This window comes from Citrobacter sp. wls613 (assembly GCF_005281195.1).
Taxonomy (GTDB): Bacteria; Pseudomonadota; Gammaproteobacteria; order Enterobacterales; family Enterobacteriaceae; genus Citrobacter; species Citrobacter gillenii.
In genome coordinates this window covers 47243-52555 of sequence record NZ_SZXN01000013.1, presented here as the reverse complement: position 1 = coordinate 52555, position 5313 = coordinate 47243, and the positions used below count along the sequence as shown (strand labels likewise).

At 55.8% G+C, this 5313-nt stretch carries 4 protein-coding genes and 1 pseudogene; 1 reads left to right on the top strand and 4 read right to left on the bottom strand.

Going from position 1 to position 5313, the window contains the following annotated elements; all coding sequences use genetic code 11:
• Positions 1–84: 84 nt before the first annotated feature.
• Together yjcO and fdhF are read right to left on the bottom strand one after the other, a co-directional pair.
• Positions 85–768, bottom strand: coding sequence for a Sel1 family TPR-like repeat protein YjcO (gene yjcO / locus FDX01_RS03010; RefSeq protein ID WP_117343592.1), 684 nt, complete (start codon positions 766–768; stop codon positions 85–87).
• A 182-nt stretch (positions 769–950) separates the two neighbouring features.
• The gene (gene fdhF, locus FDX01_RS03005; protein ID WP_115259684.1) at positions 951–3098 is read right to left on the bottom strand and encodes a formate dehydrogenase subunit alpha; all 2148 of its coding nucleotides are present in this window, start codon (positions 3096–3098) and stop codon (positions 951–953) included.
• A 288-nt stretch (positions 3099–3386) separates the two neighbouring features.
• Between fdhF and FDX01_RS03000 the strand changes: the two genes are divergently transcribed.
• Positions 3387–4118, top strand: coding sequence for a response regulator transcription factor (locus FDX01_RS03000; protein ID WP_115259683.1), 732 nt, complete (start codon positions 3387–3389; stop codon positions 4116–4118).
• An 87-nt stretch (positions 4119–4205) separates the two neighbouring features.
• Here FDX01_RS03000 and FDX01_RS02995 read toward each other — a convergent pair whose 3' ends face one another.
• Both FDX01_RS02995 and FDX01_RS23285 read right to left on the bottom strand, forming a co-directional pair.
• Positions 4206–5210 (bottom strand): carbohydrate kinase family protein, encoded by a 1005-nt coding sequence (locus FDX01_RS02995; RefSeq protein ID WP_137399203.1) that lies wholly within the window; start codon positions 5208–5210, stop codon positions 4206–4208.
• Positions 5207–5313: pseudogene (locus tag FDX01_RS23285) on the bottom strand (ketose-bisphosphate aldolase); the annotation flags it as partial. The pseudogene FDX01_RS23285 and the gene FDX01_RS02995, both read right to left, overlap by 4 nt.

The window sequence follows — 5313 nt, the reverse complement described above, 5'->3', positions numbered from 1 at the left end:
TAGGCCGGATAAGGCAACGCCGCCATCCGGCAACCCGCTCTGGATTGCCGGATGGCGCTATGCTTATCAGGCAATCCACCTTCACTACCCGTTCGTTAACTTATCAAACTCTTCGCAGCCGGTATCAAACCCTTCCGTACAGCTCAGATTCAACCAGTGCAGCGCCTTCTGTTTATTCTTTTCAATAAAACCCTGCTCACCGTTTAAGAACATCATCCCGGCCCAGTACTCGGAATACCCGGTACGCGAAATGGCCGAGCTGCGTTTGAAATACCAGGTGGCTTTGTCATCGTCTGCGGGAATGCCTACGCCGTTGGCGTAAATCAGGCCGAGCAGCATCTGCGCATCAACGGCTGAGTCGCTCTCCAGATTCTCCGAGGCGTTTTGTAACAGCGTAATGGCTTTGGGGTAATCGGTATGCCCCGCCTGGGTATTGACCAGGATACGTGCCAGTGTAATTTCGCCGCTCTTACTGCCCGCCTGGGCCGCTTTTTCAGCCAGCGTTTTGGCTTGCGGATAATCCAGACTGACTGGATTGGTAATTTTAATTTGTGCCAACAGAGCCCAGGCGTCCGAATCACCATTGTCGGCAGCCTTTTGCGCCCAGTATTCGGCTTTACTCAAATCGCCTGAACTAAACCAGGTATCGGCGAGAAAGTATTGTGCGCGTCTGTCTCCAGCCTCGGCGGCCTTCAGGAACTGGCTACCTGGTTCTTCGGCATGGGCAAAACATGTCAATAACACCATCAAGGCGAAAAGTCGTTTCATCTTATTTTTAGATTTAGAGTAGGGAACGAACAGTATAGAGAGATTATTTGCATAAAAAAACGGCCTCAGAATGGAGACCGTTGTAAGGAAAATGCCTGATGGCGATGCCAACGCATCTTATCAGGCCTACAGTGGAAACAGGTCGTAGGCCGGATAAGGCATTCATGCCGCCATCCGGCAGATCAGCCCATCGCGCTTTCGCGCAGACTGGCTTTTAGCTTGGTGTACTCATCAATCACATACTGCTCGGCAGCACGCTGATCGGCAATGCGCTCAACGTTGACGGCACAGTACTTGTACTCTGGCGTTTTGGTAATCGGACTCAGGTTCTCGGTGACCAGTTCATTACAGGCCCCAATCCACCACTGGTAGGTCATGTAAATCGCGCCTTTGTTCGGGCGATCGCTGACTGCTGCACGCGTGATGACACGACCTTTACGCGAGTTAACCCACACCAGCTCTTCATCCTGAATGCCCAGACGTTCAGCATCGGCGGTGTTGATCTGGGCGTACCCCGGTTCATCCGCTAATGCCGCCAGTGCCGCACAGTTGCCGGTCATTGAACGGCAAGAGTAGTGGCCGACTTCGCGCACCGTCGACAGGACCATCGGGTACTCGTCGGTCAGCTTGTCGATTGGCGCAACCCAGTCGCAGGTAAAGAACTGTGCCAGACCGTTCGGGGTGTCAAACTTCTCTTTGAAGAGATAAGACGTGCCCTGATCGGCATCCGAGGTGTCGCGACAAGGCCACTGGATATAGCCCAGTTCGCCCATCTTCTCGTAGGTGGCGCCGTAGAAATCCGGGCACAGGCCGCGCAACTCATCCCAGATTTCCTGGGTGTTGTTGTAGTGCATCGGGTAGCCCATACGGGTAGCAATTTCACTGATAATCTGCCAGTCCGTTTTCAGATCCCACTTCGGCTCAACTGCTTTAAAGAAGCGCTGGAAGCCACGATCAGCCGCAGAGTAGACGCCTTCATGCTCACCCCATGACGTAGACGGTAAAATAACGTCTGCGGCAGCGGCGGTTTTGGTCATGAAGATATCCTGCACGATGACCAGTTCCAGATCCGCAAAACCTTTGCGCACTGCGGACAGTTCAGCATCGGTCTGTAATGGATCTTCACCCATAATGTACGCCGCGCGCACTTCGCCATGCGCCGCACGGTGCGGCAGCTCGCTGATGCGATAGCCGGTATGGGCAGGCAGGCTTTCTACGCCCCAGGCTTTAGCAAACTTCTCGCGGTTTTCCGGGAACTTAACGTACTGATAGCCCGGATAGGTATCCGGCAGCGCACCCATGTCGCACGCGCCCTGAACGTTGTTCTGGCCACGAACCGGGTTAACGCCCACGCTTGGCTTACCGAGGTTGCCGGTCAGCATGGCGAGGCTGGTCAGTGAACGCACGGTTTCCACGCCCTGATAGAACTGGGTCACGCCCATGCCCCACAGGATAGCCGCGCTTTTTGCCGATGCATACATACGTGCAGCCTGACGAATTTCCTGTGCGCTCACGCCAGTAATGTCTTCGACGGACTCCGGCGTATAGCCTTCGACGATCTTGCTGTACTCTTCGAAGCCTTCCGTACGTGAGGCCACGAACGCCTGGTCGTACAGTTTTTCTTCGATGATGACATGACCCATAGCGTTGAGCAGCGCGATATTCGAGCCGTTTCTTAACGCGATGTGCATGTCGGCAATGCGCGCGGTTTCAATTTTGCGCGGATCGCAGACGATAATTTTCGCCCCGTTACGTTTAGCGTTAATCACGTGATTCGCCACGATAGGGTGGGAATCCGCCGGGTTGTACCCGAAAATAAACACTAAATCGGTGTTATCAATTTCGTTAATCGCATTACTCATTGCGCCGTTACCGACCGATTGGTGCAGACCTGCAACCGAAGGGCCGTGTCAGACGCGAGCGCAGCAGTCAACGTTATTGGTACCAATAACGGCGCGTGCGAATTTTTGCATTACATAGTTGGTTTCATTACCCGTTCCGCGAGATGAACCGGTCGTCTGAATAGCATCCGGGCCATACTTCGCTTTGATGGCGCTCAGGCGAGTTGCCACGTAATCCAGCGCTTCATCCCAGGAAACAGATTCCAGTTTGCCGCCACGTTGGCGACGGATCATTGGGGTTTTCAGGCGAGGGGTTAGGATCTGGGTATCGTTGATAAAATCCCAGCCATAATAGCCCTTCAGACACAGGGTACCCTGGTTGGTTTTCCCCTGCGCCGCCTCAGCCCGGACGATTTTGCCGTTATCGACCACCAGGTTGATTTTGCAACCTGATGCGCAATATGGGCAAACCGTGACGACTTTTTTCATCGGTCTCGCTCCAGTTAATCAAATCGCGCATACGCGCTTGTCGTTTTTGTTATGCATCTTTTATGCCATGTTTTTAGCAGGGGCATTGGCCGATAATACGGGCATCATTTGAGCAAAACCCTGACGAAAAACAGGCTGTCGTCATATTTGACGTGACGAATCCTACAAGTGTGACGGCCCGGCAGTGTGACCGGGGCTATGTTTCCCGCACGTCCTTGTGCCTTATCGCTGTCACTCTGTGCAGAATCATTCACACTCATTTGAGTTGGCGCGAGATGGGGAAAAACAATGAAGCCGGCGATACTGGTTGTGGATGATGACGTAACAATCTGCGCACTCCTGGAGGATGTGCTGAGCGAACACGTCTTTGCCGTGACGACCTGTCATACCGGACAGGCGGCGTTGCGCTGCATTGAGACTCAGCCGGATATTGCGCTGGTTTTACTGGATATGGTGCTGCCCGACACCAACGGCCTGATGGTGCTGCAACAGGTGCAAAAGATGAGGCCTGGCCTGCCGGTAGTGATGCTCACAGGAATGGGTAGTGAGTCGGATGTGGTGGTCGGGCTGGAAATGGGCGCTGATGATTACATCGGTAAACCGTTCAATGCGCGGGTGCTGGTGGCGCGGGTGAAGGCGGTGCTCAGACGCGTAGGCGTGCTCACGCCTGAAGGCTCGGGTGCGCAAACCACCGGGCTTTCCTTTAATGGCTGGCATCTGGATACCGCGGGCTGCCAGTTGCGTAATCCCCAGCAGTTGAAAGTCGACCTGACGCAGGGTGAATACAGCCTGCTGCTGGCGTTGGCACAAAATGCCCGGCGGGTGCTGAGCCGCGAGCAGCTGCTGGAACTGACGCGCAGCGATAGCGTCGAGGTGTTTGATCGCACCATCGACGTGTTAATCATGCGACTGCGGCGCAAAATAGAAGCCAACCCGCATCAGCCTATGCTGATTAAAACCCTGCGCGGGTTGGGATACGTGTTTGCCGCTGACGTCCAGCATCACGAAAAAGCGGCGTGATCGTGTGCAGTTGCCGGATGCGGCGTAAACGCCTTATCCAGCCTACAAAAGCGATAATGGCTACGTAGGCCTGATAAGCGCAGCGCATCAGGCATCAGCCATCCCAGCTTTTAACTCTGCCAGCGTTTTCGCGCCGTCGATGGCATTGGCGCACAGCAAACTGGCCCGCGCGCAGGCGTGCGCCAGCCGGATACTCTCTTCCAGCGACCAGTGCTCATGGCAGCCGTACAAAAATCCGGCGCAAAATGCATCCCCCGCACCGACGCTGCCGACGATCTCCTCCTGCGCCAGATACTGCGAAGGGATCCATGTGCCGTCTCGATCCGGCGTTTCGCCCCAGGCGCCTTCCGGGCAGTGGATCACCACCCGCTGGCGCACGCCCGCGTCCAGCAGCTCACGTGCAGCGCTGGCGATGTGCGGGATATGCAGCTCACCGTTAGGCTGGCGGATCGCCAGCCCGCTGAATTCCCCGGCCTCCAGCTCGTTGATCACCAGATAATCGAGATGACGGAGCGCTGGCATTACCAGCGGCTGATAGCGCGGATCGCCCTTGCGCGACACCAGGTCCAGCGATGTTTCAAACCCGTTATCGCGCATTTGCGCCAGTAGCCGAGCGCTGCGCGTTCCAAAGGTATCATCCGGCTTGTCCAGGCTGTCGAGCAGCAGCAGATAGCCGAGATGGAAAATTTTCATCGTGCTATCAAGCTGCTCAAAGGCGGGAAGATCCAGCAGCCGGTTTGCGCCGGGAGAATGAAAAAAAGTGCGCTGGCCGCTCGGGTCGGTCATCACCTGCGACATCGAGGTGGGGGCGGACGTGGTGCGCTGCACGTGCTGGCGATTCACGTGATACTGCTCGAGCATCGCCATAATGTAGTCGCCATCGCTGTCCTGACCGATCAATCCCACCGCCTGCAGCGGTAGCCCGGTGTGCATTTTCGCCAGCGTCAGCAGCACGTTCAGAGGCGCACCGCCGGTAGCGCGTTCGCTGTGGGTGATCTCCGCCAGCCAGCCGCACTCCGGCCACTGCATAATTTGATGCACATGATCGACCAGCATGTTGCCTGCGGCGATAATGCCTCTGCGTTCCATCAGGCCTGCCCCGCGCTGCCAAAGATGCGCATCTGTTCGGAAACGGTATCGGTAATGGCCTCTTCGATACCCAACAGCAGCTCAGCAAATTCGTCGTACAGCGGCT

Excerpts from the sequence above, each read along its gene's own strand:
- yjcO (WP_117343592.1), bottom strand. The coding sequence starts at position 768 with ATGAAACGACTTTTCGCCTTGATGGTGTTATTGACATGTTTTGCCCAT.
- FDX01_RS03000 (WP_115259683.1), top strand. The coding sequence starts at position 3,387 with ATGAAGCCGGCGATACTGGTTGTGGATGATGACGTAACAATCTGCGCA.